At 70.3% G+C, this 18,355-nt stretch carries 1 protein-coding gene (cut by a window edge); it reads left to right on the top strand.

The window, feature by feature from the left end; all coding sequences use genetic code 11:
* Window positions 1-18,332, top strand: the 3' end of a protein-coding gene (locus ACX1D3_RS04010; RefSeq protein ID WP_458995698.1) for a hypothetical protein. The gene continues 18,589 nt to the left of window position 1, outside the view; 18,332 of the gene's 36,921 nt are visible here — the last part of the coding sequence; the start codon falls outside the window, past its left edge; its stop codon occupies window positions 18,330-18,332.
* The last annotated feature ends 23 nt before the right edge of the window (window positions 18,333-18,355 follow it).

Below are 18,355 nucleotides of genomic sequence, written 5' to 3' on the forward strand. Positions count from 1 at the left end.
GCGTCACCGGCATCCAGGGCCTCCAGGGCCTGCAGATCACCGGCTCCATCCAGGGGATCCGGATCCAGCCGTCGCTGCTGGCCGAGGGCAAGTTCCCGATCATCGGCCTCGACGCCCTGGGCGTCAGCGTCAAGGGCAAGATGTTCGGCGGCGAGGTGTCCGCCAGCCTCGTGGGCGGCATCCTCAAGCTCGACTCGGCCTACGACATCATCGGCGTGTTCGACACGACGACCCCGGTGGAAAGGCGCGTCTTCTACTTCGGCCTCGAGGGCACCATCTCCATCGCCGGGCTCGCCGGCTTCGGCATCCGCCTCGGTCTCTCCGAACTCGGCCCGCTCCAGGTCTTCCTGTCCGCCAACGTGCCGGGCGGCATCCTGCTCGAGCCCAACTCCGGCCTGTCCATCAACGACTTCTTCGGCGGCGTCGAGTTCTTCACCACCCTCCCGACGATCGATGACCCCTTCGCGCTGCGCTCGTCGGCCTTCCAGCTGCCCACCACTCTGACGGCAGACCAGTGGCTGGCCCAGCTTCAGACGCAGGTGGCCAACCAGGTCAAGGCCATCGCGGCGGACCCCGGCAAGAGTGGCTTCGCGGCCGCGTTCACCTCCCCGATGGTCATCACCGGCTCGGCCAAGATCTTCTCGATCTACACCTCGCAGGCCGTGTTCAACGGCCAGGTGATCGTCAAGATCTCCACCGACGGCAAGATCCTCATCATCGGCAAGCTCAACTTCGCCGCGGACAACATCTCCATCAGCGGCCGCCTGTACGCAGACCTGTCGAAGGTGGCCACCGGCAACGTCACCATCCTGTTCCTGGCCGACATCCCGGACCAGGTGCGCCTGCTCACCCTCTACGGCAAGCTCAAGATGGGCTTCAAGAACTCCTCCGGCCAGGAGGTCACCTTCGACGTGGCCGACCTGCCAGATCCGGCGGCCACCGCCACCGCGCCCACCGTCACCCTCGGCGCCCCCAGCTCGTCCGGCGGAACCGTGCAGTCCACCGTCATCAACCAGACCGGCACCAAGTACGTCGACGTGGTCTACACCCCGCCGCCGGGTGCAAGCCTGGACCTCACCACCATCCTCGGGGCCACCGGCGAGTTCACCCTCACCGGCCCCGGCGCCGCCCGCACCGTCGGCGCGCCCGTGCCGATCCTCGCGATCACCACCGAGACCGGCATCGAGTTCCTCGCCATCACCATGCTGGTCGACGCCACCGGCGCGTACTACATGAGGGGCGGCACCCGCGTCGACGTCCTCCCGAAGACCGACGGGATGACCGACGATCAGCTCAAGCTCGCCGCGCTCCGCGCCCTGGGCATCACCAGGTTCCGCTACGACATCGGCGCCGCGGACCTCGCCATGGGCACCTGGACGCTGACCTTCGCCGCCGACGCGGTGAAGAACGCCTCCGTCACCACCGACGCCGGCACCACTCCAGGCGCCGGCAACGCGCCCACCGCGCTGACCTTCACGGTGGTCGGCACCACCGCCACGGTCTCCAACCCCACGCCCGGCGCCTCCATCGACATCAACGTGCTCAACGGCCGCGGCTGGATCGACGTCACCTTCACCAAGCCCACCTTCTACTCCATCGATCCGGCCTCCATCACGGACCTTGCGGCCGAGTTCTCCCTCGGCGGCGCGGGCCTCGGCACCGTGCAGCTCGAGGGCGCGCTCGCCCCCTCGCTCGTGACCAGCACCTCCACCACCATGACCTACCGCTACTGGCTGACCGGCCGGTTCGCGGCCAGTGGCGCGGTGACCGTCACGTTCCTCGCCGGCTCCTGGTCCTACCTGCTCAGCGTCACCGCACCGCTCGTGGTCACCGACGCGCCCACCGAGCGCGGCGCGGGCAGCGTCGCCGTCGTGTTCCCGACCGGCGGTCAGTACGGCATCCCGGCCGGCTTCACCGTCGACCCCGACTCGGTGATCAGGCGGCTGAGCGGCCTCACCTTCAGCGCCGGCGCCTGGACAGTGGTGATCGACACCACCTCCCCGATCACAGCCACCGGCGCTCCGGGCGAGTTCCAGATCCCGGTGCTGGTCACGGGTTCCACCGACACCCCGCAGACCGTCACCGCCAACCTCACCGCGGCCGCTCTCGGCTTCATCGGCGCCGTCTCGGCCGGCACCCAGACCGGCGTGGTCACCATCACCCCGCGGTCCTTCATCGACGTCGACTTCACTCTCCCCACCGCCTCCGGCGTGACGCTCGACATCGCCTCGATCCTCGACCTGGCGGCCGAGTTCGAGCTCTACGGCGAGGGCCTGGGCTCCATCCAGCTCGACGCGTCCCGCGCGCCCGTCCAGCTCACCTCCGGCGTGCCGTCCACGGTGCTGCGGTTCCGCTACTGGCTCACAGGCCAGTACGAGGCCGGCCTGTCGGTGACGCTGACCGCGCTCGCGGGCGCCTGGTCGTACCGCCTCGCGGTAGGTGCGCTCACCACCACCTCCGGGGTGAACCTGGCCATCAACGTGGGCAGCGTCACCACGACCCTGACCGTGACCCTGCCGTCGATTCCGGCCGGGTACACGCTCGACGCCGCCGCTGTCCAGAGCCTGGCCTTCCTCAGCGGCCTCACGTTCACCGCCGGCACCGCAGGCTGGACCGTCATCGTCGATCCCAGCCGCTCCATCACCGCGGGCGCCACCACGCTCGAGATCCCGGTCCACGTTTTCCGCGACACCACCGACGCCGCCGGTTCCACCACCGTTCAGCTCGGCGCCTTCAGCCTGCCGCTGCTGGCCACCGGCACCGGTGACCTGCCCACCAGCACCTACACCGCCCCCGCGCGCACATTCGTCGACGTGCCGCTCAGCGCCCCCACCGGCCTCACCATCGACCCCGCCAGCATCGGCACCGACGACATCACGCTCACGATCAACGGCGTCGCGGTCACCATCACCGGCTTCCAGATCCTCGCCACCGTCGACGGCGTCGCCTGGGTGCGCTACACCTTCGCCACCGCGATCGCGGCCGGCGACACCGTCGTGGTCACCGCCACCGGCAACTGGACCCTGCTCACCTCCACCGGCGCCACCTACAGCGGCGGCGCGCCCGGCGCCGGCACCGAGACCGGCGTGGAGGTCGACGTGACCTTCGGCCCCGCCACCCCGGGCGCCGCCCACGTCTCCAGCCGGATGCAGAGCTACCTCGACGTCACCTACATCCCGCCCGTCAACCCCGACACCTCACCCGGGCAGGTCCCGTTCGGCATCAACTCCGGCTCGATCAACCTCGACGAGTTCACGCTCAGCGGTGCCGGCACCGGCTCGGGCATCCAGATCCTCCAGGCTGTGTTCATGGGGGGCACCACCTGGCGCTACCTGCTGTCCGGATCCTTCGTGGCCGGCGCGGTGGTGATCACGTTCGACCTGCACAACGTGACCGACACCTCCGGGCGTGGACCTCCGCCGGCAGGGACGCTGCTCGCCCAGACCTTCACGGTCGTCGGCGCCACCGCCGACGTGGTCCTCACCGTCCCCGTCGCCGACGATCCCGGGACCCCGCTCGACGAGACCGGCGAGGCCACCGTTCCGCTGTCCGGCGCCACCGTCGGCCGCGACCTCCTCAACCAGCTCAAGTACCTCGAGATCCGCTTCACCGGCACCTCGGGCTTCGGCATCGACCACACCACCATCGGCGGCGGAGAGATCGAGTTCCGCGGCCCCGACGGCGCCCTCATCGCCCTCGGCGCCCCCGTCCGGGTGGGCACCTCCGACATCTACCGCTTCAGCTTCACCGCGACCCTGGCCGCGGGCACCTACACCGTCACCTTCCTCGCCGGCCGCTTCGCGGACCTGGGCGGCAACCTCAACGCCGCCGAGACCGAGACCGTGTACGTCACCTCGCCCACCTCGTCGATCACCAACCCGGGCGCCGGCTCCGTCGTCGACGCCAAGGAGTTCACGGGTCGCGGCTGGATCGACATCACGTTCGCCGACTTCGGCGCCGCCGGACTGCTGCTCGACCGCACCTCCATCACCGACGCGGGCGCCGAGTTCACCCTCAGCGACGGCGTGGGCGAGCTCGTCGTCATCGGCTCCGGCGTGCTGGTCAGCGGCAACGTCTACCGCTACTACTTCTCCGGCTACACCTCCGGCGCGCTGACGATCGCCTTCCTCGACGGCAGCTGGCAGAGCGCCAACGGCACGCTCTTCGCCGCCGCCACCCACGGCCTGCCCGGCGCGGAGACGCTCACCGAGACCGTGATCAAGCAGCGCACCTGGCTGGCCGTCCGGCTCACCCCCACCTTCGGGTCCTCCGTCAACACCGGCACCCTCGGCTCCAACGACCTCGCCCTCACCGGAGCCGGCGCCGAGAGCCTCACCTGGAACCACGTCCGGTTCGTGGCTGACGGCGCCAACGGCAGCGGCATCGCGTTCTACGGCTACACGTTCCCCTCCGGCGGGCAGCTCACCGCCGGCACCCTCACCGTCACCTTCGCCGCCGGCGGTTGGGCCGACACCGCGGGCAACCTCTCCGCGGCCGGCACCCAGGCCGTGCGCGTCATCGTGCAGGGCACCTCGTTCTACATCGAGCTCTCCGGCGGCATCATGCTGAGCGCCGGCGACTTCCTCCCCGAGCCGCTGCTGCACATCACCGCCGAGGTGGTCCTCGAGATCGACTTCGCGCGCACCGCGTTCATCCTCACCTTCCAGGGCCAGATCCAGGTCTACGGCCTGGGCACCATCGGCGCCACCGCCGGCCGCTTCGTGCTGGTCATGGGCGACGAGAACACCAACCCGATGTACCCCGTGCCGCAACTGTGGGGCGTGGCGTCCATCGAGACCAACTTCGAGGCCCTCGAGGAGTACGGCCTCTACCTGAGCGGCTCCGCCCAGCTGCGGATCAACCTCACCAACGAGGTCAAGACCGAGACCCTGACCCTCAAGGGCGTGGGCCCCGGTGGCACCGACCTGACCGACACCTTCGTGCTGCAGCCCTTCAGCTTCGGCTTCCAGATCGTCGGCCAGGCAGTCGTCGCGCCCGGAGGCACCGAGCTCATGCGGGTCCAGGGCGGCCTGTACCTCAACATCTCCATGAATCCGCCCACGCCGTCGATGGACCTGTTCCTCACCGGCACCCTGTCCTTCGGCTCCGGCTCCGCGCGTCTCGAGTACGGCTCGGTCACCGGCGTGCTGATGATCTCCACCGAGACCACCGGCGGGGCCATCCCGGGCGTGGCGGGCAGCATCCGCGTGTCCACCGGCGTCGGCATCGGCCTGCCGAACATCGGCTCCCTGTTCTCCGCCACCGGTTCGGTCTCGGTGATCTTCAACACCACCCTGGTAGAGCAGTCCTTCACGGTCCCGACGGCGTTCCTGCCGCTGCTGCTTCCGGGCCAGTCGCCCACCTTCGTCATCCCGGCCTCGGCGCCCGGCATCGACGGCTCCCCGATCCCCGGCGCGCTGCCCGCCATCTACATCACCGCGGTGATCGAGGCCGAGCTGACCATCGGCGGCGCGTTCACGCTCACCGGCATGCTCAGCATCACAGCCGGCGTGGACGTGGGCGGCACCGCGTTCCTGCAGGTCAACGGCATCGTCGGCACCACCATCCCGTTCCTCGGCGCGCTCACCGGCAGCCTCAACCTCGCGGTCTACGTGGGCGCCCAGACGGGCGTCGTCGGCCGCGTGCAGCTCACCCTCGGCGCCAACTCCATCCCGGGCGTCAGCCTCAACGGCCAGTTCCTGCTCGAGATCAACACGTTCGCCAGCGTCAAGACCGTCCAGACGTACAAGATCCTGTCCGAGACCGTCAACGGCCGCCAGGTCTTCGGCGGCTTCGCGCGCGACGGCCAGAACCGGCTCATCGTCGAGAACGCCCCGATCAACGTCGTCGCGGGCTTCCGGCTGGAGATGTACGGCTCGCTGGTGGTCAGCAACGTGCTGGACATCTTCGGCCACGTGGTGCTCTCCATCGGCGCCACCGGCATCACGCTGGTGGTCAACGGCCGCGCCGCGCTGGATCCCTTCGGCGAGGTCACCATCGTCGACTCCGGCTTCTCCATCACCAGCGCCGGCCTGGTGGCCCGGATCGACATCGGCCTGGACGCCAACTTCGGCGGCGACATCGGCCTCGGCTTCAACGCCTCCGCGCTGCTCGAGCTCAACACCACCGGCGCCAACGCCCTCCTCGGCTCCACCACGGTGACGCCCGGCTTCAAGCTGCGCATCGACGGCTCGATCAGCTTCCTCGGCTTCGCCAAGGGCAGCGGCTACGCCGAGATCCGCATCGGCGGCGGTGCGTTCGTCATGAAGTTCGGCGTCTCCTTCGACCTGGCCGGCCTGAAGTTCATGGCCGACGGCGTGGCCGGGATCTACGACGACGGCCTGGTCATGCGCGTGAGCGTCAGCGTGTCCGCCGACGCGTTCGTGTTCAGCCTCAGCGCCACCGGTCTGCTCTCGCTCAACACCACCCCCGAGGTGCGGGAGGGCGTCGCGCGCGGCTTCAAGCTGCAGCTCACCGGCTCCGTGACGCTGCTCAAGCTGTTCAGCTTCAACGCGGGCTTCACCATCGAGGTTGGCCGCGACAGGCCGTGCACGCTGGAGGATCAGTCGCTCTGCCCTTCGTTCCAAGAAGGTGAGTGGTACCTCGAGGCGTACGCCAGCCTCAGCTTCTTCGGCTTCAACCTCAGCGGCGACATCTTCTTGAGCTCCGACGGCAGCTTCAGCCTCAAGCTGTCGGGCCGGATGCAGCTCGGCGGCAGCTTCATGGGCATCCGCGGCAGCTTCAGCCTGGAGGTCTCGTTCCTCAAGAACACCGACGCGTGGGGCATCACGTACTACACGCTGTTCATCGGCGGCTCCGCGAGCGTCGAGGTGTACTTCGACTTCAAGCTGTTCGAGATCAGCCTCGGCGTGGGCCTGGCGCTGTCGGTCTCCGCCGACTCCCGCGACGCGGACATCAACGGCGACGTGCCGCTGAAGTTCCGGATCACCGTGCGGTTCAAGGTGCTGGGCAGTTGGTACTCGCGCAGCGACACCTTCACCATCGGCACCGTCCGGTTCCCGGTGATCCCCTACCTGGCGAGCAACGGCCGCACCGACTATGCGAACGACCCCAACACCTCCGGCACCTACCGCAACCTGCGCGCCTGGGAGCCCACGGACACGCAGCTGTTCCTCAACGTCGGCGCCCTGCCGCAGCGCACCGCCCGCAACGTCTCCGGCACGGTGGAGAACGAAACCGTCCTGATCGAGCAGATCGGCCCGCTGGACGGCAACGGTCGCGCCACCATCAAGGTCACCGCGTTCGGCCACGTCAACACCTATGAGCATGTGGCGCGCATCTACGGCTACTTCGGCAGCAACGTCGACACGGTGACCGTGGACCCGAGCGTCAAGATCCCCGTGGTGCTCGACGGCGGCGCCGGCAACGACCGGATCACCCTCGAGGGCTCCCCGGCCGCCCTCCCGGTCGCCACCGATTCGACGCTCTGCACCGCCTACAGCCCGGCCAGCCCCGCCACCTTCTCCGGGAGCATCCTCTGCGGTGGCGACAACGACGACACCATCCTCGTCACCAACGCGGCCTCCGCGGTGGTGCATGGCGGCGGCGGCGCGGACACCATCCGGCACACCGGCAGCGGCACCGTGCGGTTCTACGGCGGCACCGGCAACGACCTGCTCGTCGGCAACGCTGCCAACGCCAAGCTGTACGGCGAGGGCGACAACGACACCCTCCAGGGCCCCGCGGCGCTGTACGACGGCGGCTCCGGCGACGACCTGATCCGCGCCACGTCGGCCATCTTCCTCAGCCCCGAGGCCACCCCCGTGGTCGGCGGCGGCGGCACCGACACCCTCGAGCTGATCCTCACCGGCGACGGCGACGACTACACCGTCAGCAACCCGTCCACCGGCGTGCTCACCCACCTCCTCGGATCGGCGTCGAAGAACTCCTCCGGCATCGAGAAGCTCGTCGTCGACGCGGCCGCCGGCTCCGACCGGATCACGCTGGACCACATCACCGGCAACGGCTCCGGCCTCACCGACATCGACATCGCGCTCGGCACCGGCGGCACCGACGTGGTCACCGTCCTCGGCTCGCTCACCGGCGCCGACACGTTCACCGTCGCCACCATCGCCTCGCCCACCCGCACCACCGTCACCAGGGCCGGACCCACCGGCGGCTACACCGTCCGGATCGCCGGCGGCGTGCGCATCCAGGGCGACGCACTGTTCATCAACGGCCGCGGCGGCGCCGACACGATCGACGCGTCCGCCACCACCGCGGACCAGCTCGCGCTCACCCTCATCGGCGGCGACGGCGCCGACCGGATCATCGGCTCCCGCTACGACGACATCCTCGACCTCGGCGCGGGCGACGACACCGCCACCGGCGGCCTCGGCCGCGACACCTTCATCGACGACGGCGGCACCAACACGCTGGTGGAGTCGTTCGAGGGCGTGGACTTCGGCCTCTACGACAACCTGTTCGTCGTCGGGTTGGCCGTCGGGCTCAACTTCGGCGTCGGCTCCGTCGCCGAGAACCTGCTCGACATCTTCGCCATCGCGCGCCTCACCTCCACCGGCAACCGGGCCACCACCATGCTCGTCGGCGACTTCGACGGCACCGTCATGGTGGCCGGGCTGACGCTCGCCGCGGACCCCTGGACCGGCACCGCCTACCTCGACGCCGGCCCCGGCGACGACCTGGTGCGCGTCGAGCTCACCCGCTCCACCGGCATCGCCGTCCACGTCCTCGACACCTCCGGCAGCGACAAGCTCGTCGTCCAGGGCAGCACCGCGCCCGACGACCTGATCCTCGACACCGTCGCCTCCCCGCCCACCGACACGGGCGCCAACCGGATCCGTCGCGTCTCCTTCACGTCCGCGGGCGCCATGACGTTGCTCGGCACCGTCACCCACTCCGGTGTGGAGCTCGTGGAGATCAACACGCTCACCGGCGGCGACCGGATCGCGGTCCGCGCCCTCCAGGTCGAGACCCGCATCGCCACCGGCGAGCACACCGACCGCATCGCCGTCGGCTCCAACGCCGCCGGCACCGGCACCACCGACACCGTCTGGACCAACTCCGGTGGCACCGTCAACGACGTCGACGCCAAGCTCACCGTCGTCGGCGGCACCGGCCCCGGCGCCATCACCGGCAACGACCTGCTCGCCATCGACGACACCGGCGACGCCTCGGCCAACACCGGCGAACTGACCTACGACTGGCTCACCGGCCTCGGCATGGCCGTCGGCATCACCTACACCGGGTTCGAGTTCCTCACCATCGACACGGGTTCCGGCGGCGACACCTTCACCATCCACTCCACCCACACCGGGAACACGGCGCTGACGACGCACGCCCTGGGCACCCCCGCGGCAGCCACCGACGGCGCCGACCTCGTCATCGTGCGCAGCGTCGCCGGCGTCACCTCCGTGGCCACCGGCGCAGGCAACGACACCGTGCGGATCTCGTCGACGCTCACCGGCATCGGCGGCACCCTCGTCGGCATCACAGCCCCGCTCAGCGTCACCGGCGGTGCGGGCACCGACATCCTGTACCTCGACGACGCCGCCACGGTCCTCGACCGCATCGGCGTGGTGACCGGCACCAGCGTCTCCGGCCTCGGCATGACCGGCGGCTCCCCGAAGCCGAGCCTCGTCCAGGTGGTCACCGTCCTCGGCGCCACCGACGGCCGCTTCGCGCTCGCGGTCTCCGGGCTCGGCACCACCGGCCAGCTCGCCTTCGACACCTCCGCCGCCCGCATGCAGCAGCTGCTCGAGGCCCTCGTCGGCGCGGGCAACGTGGCCGTCACCAAGGCCGGCGGCCGCTGGACCGTCGCGTGGACAGGGGCGCTCGCCGGTGCCGCCGGCTGGGCCCGCACCCTGAGCATCGTCGCGGTGCCCGGCTACGCGCTCACCGGTTCCGGCGTCACCACCGACGTCCTCGCCATGACCGACGGGCGGGTCGACTACACGCTCTTCGAGACCCTCGACCTCATCCTCGGCTCCGGCGACGACGTGCTCAACATCGACTCGACGCACACCGGGCTCACCGCGGTCCACGCGGCCGACGGCGACGACCGCGTCAACGTCGAGGCGCTGTCCGGCACCACCACCATCGAGGGCCAGGCCGGCAACGACTGGCTGCTCGTCAACCCGATCCCCGGCCCGGCCACCAACGCCATGGACGGCCAGCGCCTCACCCTCGACGGCGGCGCGAACTCCGACACCTACATCGTCGAGATGTTCGGCGTCGGCAACAGCCGCATCGACATCGTCGACGTGACCGACGGCGACACCAACGTGCTCGGCGTGGGCGGATCGGCCGGCGACGACACCTTCCTGCTGCGCCGCGGCATGATCGCCCAGCTCTCCGACAAGGCGCCGTCCGGGCTGTTCCAGGACGCCGAGGTGGTCACCTACGGGCCCACCATCACCGGTGGCGTGATCCTCGACGGCCGCGCCGGCAACGACACCTTCGCCTTCGACGACACCTCCTCGATCGTCACCGTGCTCGGCGGCACCGGCGACGACGCCTTCCGCTTCGGCCAGCTCTACACCGCCTACACGGCCCCCGCCCCGGCCGCCGGCAGCGTGCAGGAGCATCTGGGCTTCGGTGACTTCGCGCTGCCCACCTCCGAGGCCGATCCCGACTTCCCCGGCGCCTTCTTCGACTCCAGCCGCGGCTGGCTCACCAACGGCGTCTCCTACACCGCCTACATCTACGGCGGCGAGGGCAACGACCGGTTCGACGTGTTCCGCAACGTGGCCACGCTCCACCTGTTCGGCGAGGCCGGCGACGACACGTTCATCGTGCGCTCGTTCATCGCCGAGTCCCAGGTGGCCCTCCTCAACGCCGGCACCGGCAGCGACTACATCGAGTACGCCGCCAACGCACCCGTCAACATCGACGGCGGCGACGGCAACGACATCGTCATCGTCATCGGCACCGAGGCCCCCGACACCTACGTGATCACCGCCGACGGCGTCTTCGGCGCCGGCCGCGTGGTCCGCTACGTCAACGTCGAGAACGTGTCCCTCTACGGGATGGAGGGCGACGACGTCTTCCACGTGCTCTCCACCAACCCCGCCATCCAGCTCAACATCTACGGCGGCCTCGGCTCCGACCGCGTCGAGGTGGGCGGCCAGGCGCCGTTCGTCCAGGCCAACGACCTGCTCGGCCACACCGGCCTCGTCCGCCACTCCGTCGAGAGCACCGTCGGCGCCTGGGACGGCGTGCCCGTCGACGGCATCGCCGCCGAGATCATGGACGACGACGAGCCCACCGTCGTGCTCGCCCCCGTGGGCGGCTCGCTCGTGCTCCTCGAGGGAGGAGCGTCCGGCCAGGTGTCCGTGCGACTGACCTTCGCTCCCACCACCACCGTGACGGTGACGCTCACCGGCCCGCCGGCCAACCCGCTCTCCGGCAGCCGCGCCGCCGCCCTTGAGTTCTGGAACGGCAGCACGTGGGAGACCTCCATCACGCTCACGTTCCTCGCCGGCGACACCGCCCAGCGCCTCGTCACCGTGCGCGCCGTGGCCGACCTCGCTGCAGAGGGTGAGCGGATGCACGGCATCGACGCCATCGTGGCGGGCGGCACCTACGAGCGCGCGCTCGTGGCCACCCTGTTCGTCCGCGTCCTCGACGACGAGGCCCCCGCGGTCAACGTCGTCGTGCCCGACGGCGGCGTCAGCGTGGTCGAGCCGAGCACCGGCGGCGGCACCACTGCCACCTTCACCGTCAGCCTCACCCGCGCCCCCGCGGGCACCGTCAGCGTCCTCGTCACGGCGCCCACCGGCCTGCTGCTGTCCGTCAACGGGACCGACTGGCTCCAGTCGCTGACCATCCAGTTCAACGACGCCACCTCGCGGACCCTTTACGTCTCCGCCGTCGACGACTCCGCCGTCGAGGGCCAGCAGGTGGCCAGGATCACCGCCCGCATCACGACGGCGGACGCCATCTCCGGCACCGTCACCGGCCCCGGAGGCCTGCCCACCGAGTTCGCCGTCTCCACGACGCTGACCCCGGGCGCCCTCAAGGGCCACCTCGTCGCGGTCACCGACGGCTTCGGCGACGTGCAGATCCGGCGCATCTGGAACAACACCGCCACCATGATCGAGATCGAGGGGGAGTGGAACACCGCGCCGGTGGCCGGCAACGCGTTCGTCGTGCTCGGCTACACCGACGTCTCGGTCAACGCCGCCGGAATCGCGGTCGCCCCGGTCACCGTGCTCGTGCACGACGGCGACACCCCCGGCGTGGTCATCGCCCCCGTCGGCGGCCCCATCCGCCTCGTCGAGGGCGCCACCGCAGGCCAGTTCGGCACCAGCGGCCAGTACACCGTGCGCCTCACCCAGGCGCCGACGGCGGACGTCCACGTGGTCCTCACCGCGCTGGTCACCCGCACCCTCAGCGCCACCGGCACCTGTGGCTACGCTGCGGGCGGCTGCAACACCTTCCCGCAGGTGGAGTTCTGGAACGGGTCCGCGTGGGTCGCTTCGCTGACGCTCACCTTCACCGCCGCGAACTGGAGCACGGCGCAGACCGTGACCATCCGCGCCATCCAGGACGGACGGATCGACGGCAGTCTGGTGCAGGAGTTCGCCGACTCGGCCCGCCGCACCCACCTCATCCAGGGCCCGCTGTTCGTCTCCGGAGGCGAGGACGAGGACCCGCCCGAGGCCATCTACCTCGACGAGTACCTGCCCATCGCCATGCCCGGCGAGACCTCCGGGCATCCGCTGGGCGTCACCGCCACCACCTCCGAGGCCATCGAGTCCGCGCAGATCGACACCCTCATCGTCCACAACGAGGACAGCCCCGCCAACGAGACCGGCACCCTGACCTCCACCCGGATCACGGGCCTCGGCATGGCGCCCACCGGCATCGAGTACGCGCTGTTAGAGGACCTCCACATCCTGCTGGGCTACGGCAGCGACACGTTCAGCGTCGAGACCACGCACGCGGGCACCACCACGATCAACGCCGGGCTCGGCAGCGACACGGTCACCGTCCTGACCATCGACGGGCACACGCGGGTCATCGGCGGGCCCGATGCGCTCGGCCTCGGCCGGCCCGACAATGACACGTTCATCGTCGGCACCGCGGCCGGCCTGCTCGATCTGCTGCGCGCGCTGCTCGTCCTCGAGGGTGGCGTCGGCACCGACGTGGCCACGCTGCGCGACTTCGGCGACGCATCCGACAACCTCGGCTGGCTCACCCAGGACACGGTGACCGGGCTCGACATGACCCCGCGCACGGGCGTCGATGAGGTGGGCCGCCCGCTCGACCGCCTGTACTCGGTCACCCCGCTCGCCGGCGCCACCCAGTTCACGATCATGCTGTCGCAGGTCGTGGGCGGCGTCGCCGAGGGCATCGGCGCGGTGACGTTCGCCGTCACCGCCACCGCCGAGCAGGTCCGCGCGGCGCTCCAGACGCTGCTGTTCCCGCCGAAGGCCGGGTTCGCGGGTCGATGCGGTGAGGACGACGAGACCGCATGCGCGCTGAGCGTCTACGTCTGGAAGGTCGGAGGCACGTTCCTCATCGGCTTCCGCGGCGAGGTCAACGAGTCCACCACCTTGCCGGTCACCATCCAGCTCACGGCGCTCGGCGCCGGCGCGGCCGCCGTCGACGCCGATTCCCGCGCGGGCATCCGCTACCTCGGGCTTGAGACGCTGAACCTGCAGCTCGGCTCCGGCGACGACGTGCTGAACATCCGCGGCACGCTGCCCATCACCAACGTCTCGTTCGGCAGCGGCGACGACCGCGTCTACATCTCGTCTCGCGCCGACGTCGGCCTCACCGAGAAGCCCGAGTTCCTGGCGGGTCACCTCGACGACATCGACGGCACCCTCAACCTCGACCTCGGCACAGGCCGCCACACGCTGCTGCTGAGCGACGAGGACGCGGGCACCGGCGACGGCACCGTCGCCACGCCGGTCCTCATCACCGACGCAGTCGCCGCCGCCCAGGCGCGCGACGCGGCGCTTGCCGCCAACGGCGAGATCTTCGTCGTCGGCCTGGCCCCGGCGGGCATCTCCTGGCGCGCCTCCAGCACGGGCACCTTCGCCGACGGCATCCGGATCTGGACCTCCGGGTTCGCCGACCGGATCGTCATCGACGGCACCCACGAGCGCGCGGGTGTGCGCACCACCGCCTGGCTCAACACCGGCCTCGGCAACGACCACGTGACGGTCAACCTGACCGCGGGCCAGGACGGCTTCTTCGTCCTCAATACCCAGGGCCAGAACGACAACCTGCTCGACCTCACCGCGGACCTCGACGACGGCGACGAGCCGGTCGCGGCCGACCGCGTGGTCTCCGTCGTGGTCAACGGCACCACGATCGATCCGGCCCGCTACAGCGTCAGCTCGCGCCTCGACCTCATCGGCCTGTTCGACTCCCTGCTGCCGGGCGACTCCGTCGTCGTGACGCTGCGCCTGACCTCGTGGACCGTCCAGAGCAGCGGCTCGTTCGACCTCGTCAACGACTCCGACGTCGAGGGCTACCGCGTCTGGGTCAACGGTCGCCTGCTGGATCCCAGCGAGATCACGAAGGTCGGGACGCTGCTCACGTTCGCCACTCCGAACCAGCGCGCGAGCGAGGGCGTCGTGGTGCCCGCGCACGTCGTCGTCGAGGTGACCCGCGAGTCCACCCAGACCTTCGTGATGCCCGCCTCCGGCGCCATCCTGCCGATCGGCGTGACCGACGACGACACCGTCATCGGCACCGGCTCCACGCTGCCGCTCATCGTCTTCGGCGGCTACGGCAGCGACGACCTCCGCGGCGGCGAGGGCGCCGACGTGATCTTCGGCGACCGCGGCCTGGTGCAGTGGCACAGCGGCGGCGTGCTGGTGGCGCAGTCCGGCAACGGCGGCGTGGACGACTTCACCGACGGCGTCGTCCGCCCGAGCACGCTGATCACCGTCCGCGACAACCACCTCGGCGGCAACGACACCATCCGCGGCCTCGGCGGCGAGGACATCCTCATTGGCGGCACGGCGGACGACCGGATCGACGGCAACGACGGCCGCGACCTGATCTTCGGCGACAACGTGTCCCTCGACCGCATCACCACCCTCGGCAACCACACCAACCCCCGGTTCCGGGTGCTGACCGGCACGCAGATCTACTCCACCGACGGCGCCCCCACCAACGGTGCCGCCCAGATCACGGGCGCCTGGCAGAACGACCCGGCCGGCGCGACCGCGTGGAGCGACTTCCGGATCACGCTGCTCGACCATGCCGACGACACCGCAGCCGACCGCTTCGGCGACGACTACCTCGCCGGCGGCGCGCACGACGACGTCATCTTCGGCCAGCTCGGCAATGACGTCGTCCAGGGCGACGGCTCCATCGACCTCACGGTGAGCGCCGGGCGCAACACCGCGGGCGACCTCGTGGTGGCACCCTCTCAGGAGAACGCGGACACGGATGGCGACGACTACATCGAGGGCGGCGGCGGCACCGACACCATCTTCGGCAACCTCGGCCGCGACGACATCATCGGCGGCAGCTCCAGCCTGTTCTCGCTGACCACGCCGGCTGCCCGTCCGGACGCCGCCGACCTGATCTTCGGCGGCGCGGGCACCGACATCGCCCGCAACGACGACACGCTGGGCCACGGCCGCGACTCCGACACCATCGTCGGCGACAACGGCAACATCTACCGGATCGTCGTCGCGGGCGGCACCGCCTACCGCACGTTCACCTACGACAACTACGGCGGCCCCGCCAACGAGCGGCTCGTCCCGCGCGCCGTCGACCTGCTCGACTACACCCCCGGCGGCCCGGACTTCCTGCCTGCGGCGCTGACCACCGACATCTACGGCGCCGACGAGATCCACGGCGAGTCCGGCGACGACACCGTCTACGCCGGCGCCGGCGACGACGTCATCTTCGGCGACGCCGGCGACGACGACCTCATCGGCGGCTGGGGCCACGACTGGATCTCCGGCGGCACCGGCATCGACGGCATCCTCGGCGACGACGGCCGGATCTTCACCAGCCGCAACGGCGCCACCGAGCCGCTCAACGGCGTCACGGTGGTGAACGCGCAGGTCGAGATCACCACGCCGGGCCGCGTCCAGGTCGCGATCCTGTTCCCGGCTGGCAAGCTCACCAAGACCGTCGACCTGACCCCGTTCGCGGCCGACGGCGACTGGGCGGACCCGCTCAACGAGATCCTCCATGCCAACGACGTCATCTTCGGCGGCTGGGACGACGACTTCATCCACGGCGGCTCCGGCGACGACGCCATCTCCGGCGCCGAGGCCCTTGTCACTGGTTACGGCGTGGGCGGGGTCCGCAGCGACTTCACCAGGCCCTTCAACGATGGCACGCTCCTGGGCTTCGACACCGCCACCGGCATGTTCGAGCTGTACGACGAGTACAACCCGATGGTGAAGATCATGGTGGGCGGCGGCGAGTGGTTCCTCAACTTCAGCCACACCGAGGGTCGACCCGTCACCGGTTGCTCGGCCGTGTCCAACAACGGCACGTGCACCGCCACGTCCACAGTGCAGTCCGACGGCGACGACGTGGTCTTCGGCGACCACGGCAACGACTGGCTAGTCGGCGGCACCGGCCGCGACACCCTGTGGGGTGGCTGGGGCAACGACCTCATGAACGCCGACGACGTGCTCACCACCAACGGCGGCCTCAACGACCAGCCCGACACGCACACCACCTACGAGGACCGCGCGGTCGGCGGGGCCGGGCTCGACGTGCTCATCGCCAACACCGGCGGCGACCGCCTCATCGACTGGGTGGGCGAGTTCAACAGCTACCTCGTGCCGTTCGCGCCGTTCGGCCTCGGCACCGTCAGCCGCCAGGTGCCGCCGGGCCTGTACGACTTCCTGTACCGGCTGTCCGCCGCGCAGGGCGCCGACTTCACCGTCGCGCAGCTGGCCGGGCAGATGAGCGCCGCCCGCAACGGCGAGCCGTACGGCGAGATCGGCCTGGTCACGCAGAAGGACGACTTCTGGCAGGACCAGACCGGCGGCCCGCGCGACCCGCAGCCCGGCAACGTGCCCGGCGGCAAGCGCGATGTCCTCCGCTCCGCCGACTTCAACACCGGGGCGCAGGCGTTCTACGCCGACTCCGGCGTGTTCGCGGCCCAGGGCGGGACGCTCAACGTGACCGCCACGTCGACCGGCGGCGACGCCGTCGCGGTGTACTACATCGACCAGTACCTGCCGATCTACTACGAGATCCACGCGCAGGTCTACCTCACCAAGCCCACGGGCGGCTGGAAGGCCAACGCCTACGTCATCTTCGACTACTTCAGCCCCACCGACTTCAAGTTCGCGGGCGTCGATCAGTCCACCAACAAGCTCGTCATGGGCCGCCGCACGGCGGCGGGCTGGATCGTCGACGTGCAGAGCTCGATCTCGGGCGGCGTGAAGTTCAACACCTGGTACACGATGCTCGTTGCCATCAACGGCACCACCGTGACGGTGCTGCTCGGCGGGACGGTGGCGTTCACCCACACCTTCGCGCCGCGGATCATCGACGGTGAGTCGGTCGGCCTGAACAAGGGGTTCGTGGGGGTGGGGTCCAACCAGGCGCGGGGCAAGTTCGACAACATCGCCGTGCAGGTCCTGCCGCCGCAGATCACGCTGGATGTCACCGAGTCGTTCGACGACGGCGCCGGCCTGGCCGGCGACACGCAGCAGGGCACGTGGGTCGCGTCGGGCGGGTCGCTCACCGGCACCGCAACCTCCCCGGCCGCCCCCGCCGTCACGCTGCTCGACCTCGGCGACCCGATCGAGGCCAACGCCTTCCTGGAGATCACCACGACACTGCGCCTCGTTGCCGGCGGCATCGCGGGTCTGGTCTATGACTTCTACAGCCTCACCGAGTACAAGTTCATCGTCCTCGACATCGTGGCGCAGGCTGTCGTGTTCGGCCATGTGATCCACGGGCGCGTGGTCGTGGACCAGACGGTCAGCCGGACGCTGGTCGCCGGCCGCGACTACACGATGATGGTCACGCTCAAGGGCGCGTCGGTGTCGCTGGTCCTCGACGGCGCGTTCATCGCATCGCGGGCCTACAACGCGGCGCTGGCCGACGGCGGCATCGGCCTCCTGGTCCGCTCCGGCTCGGCGTCCTACGGCTCCGTCCGGGTGCGCACGGACGGGTGGAGTCCGCCCGTGGCCGCCCTCGCTGAGCCAACCCCGACGGAACCGGCGCCGACGGAACCGGCGCCGACCGAACCCGCGCCGACGGAACCGGCCCCGACGGAACCCGCGCCGCCGACGGAACCGGCCCCGACCGAGCCGGCACCCACCGAGCCCGCCCCGACAGAACCCGCCCCGACGGAACCGGCCCCGACTCCCGCCCCGACCAAGCCCGGCAAGAAGAAGTAGGCCTAGACGCGGGCGCGCGTCGC

The sequence above is a fragment of the Tessaracoccus yangjingae genome (assembly GCF_054483935.1).